This window comes from Vibrio sp. 811, assembly GCF_033339195.1.
Genome location: NZ_JAWOUB010000100.1, coordinates 1 through 1,137, shown reverse-complemented (window position 1 = coordinate 1,137; position 1,137 = coordinate 1). Strand labels below are relative to the sequence as shown.

The 1,137-nt window shown below is 46.5% G+C and carries 2 protein-coding genes; both read right to left on the bottom strand.

Annotated features, from left to right (window positions below; all coding sequences use genetic code 11):
* Positions 1-860: serine/threonine protein kinase (locus R7Q46_RS25105; RefSeq protein ID WP_318077923.1), on the bottom strand; the 860-nt coding region annotated here is incomplete at its 3' end.
* 54 nt (positions 861-914) lie between these two features.
* A partial coding sequence (locus tag R7Q46_RS25100; protein WP_318077922.1) for a FixG Ig-like domain-containing protein occupies positions 915-1,137 on the bottom strand: 223 nt, incomplete at its 5' end.

Genomic DNA, 1,137 nt, shown 5'->3' with positions numbered 1-1,137 from the left:
TCATGCCAACGTTTTGCTAGCCATGCCATATAGTGCACCATTCGTAGACCGCGAAGTGGCTCGATTAGTTTCAATTCCGCGGCGTTAAAATCGCAAAACTCTTGATACGCCTCTAAAATGATGTCCAGTTGCATCAGCTTATCTTGGCGTTCGCCGTTAAGTAGCATCCACAAATCTTGTACGGCAGGGCCGTTGCGCGAGTCATCTAAATCGACAAACATTGGGCCGTCGCGCCACAAGATGTTACCCGGATGGCAATCGCCATGCAGACGAATCGTTGCGAAGCTGTCTTGCCAGTGGTTTTCGATGGCTTTGATGAGCATGTCCAAGTCATTGAAAAAGCTGTTTTCTAAATGCATCGGGATCATATTGGCGTTTTGCAAAATCTCACGTGGTTGGTAGAGATACTCTTGCAAACCAATGGTAGGGCGATGTTGAAAAGCTTGTCGGCTGCCGACTTTATGGATTCGTCCTAAAAAGCGACCAACTCCTTCAAGCTGCTCTAAGTTATCGACTTCAAACTGACGACCGCCTACGCTTTCGAAGAGAGCGAACCCATAGCCTTGATAGTGGTGTAGGGTGTTGCCATTGATGCGTACGGGTGGGGCGACGGGGATTTCGTTATCAATCAGCTCAAGCGTGAAATCGTGCTCTTCTTGAATCTGCTCGTTGCTCCAACGTTCCGGACGATAGAACTTCACGACGTAGCGACGGCGCTCTTCATCGGTAAATTGATACACTCGGTTTTCGTAACTGTTGAGAGGCAGAAAGCCCGATTCAGCACGAATGCCAATGCTTTCTAACGCGTACCACATGAAATCAGGGGTGAGGGCGTCAAAGTTAACCATACTTTGGGACATATAAATAAAAAGGCTCATTACTGAGCCTTTTTCCATTAATTATCGACGTTGTCGTTACAGCTTTTTGATAAACCGACTTTCAACTTCGATAGTGAATTCGTTGCTCTTATCGGTGAGTATAAACTGAATTGTGGTGATCGCAGAGTTTAGCTTGTCAGGATCGGCACCAAGGCTCATTGGCAAGTTCAACACTTCCCCTGGCTCAACTTGAATTGTTTGTTTGCCGTACCAACTCACATCGCTCAATCCTTTTACATCCAGATTGTATTCTTGGACT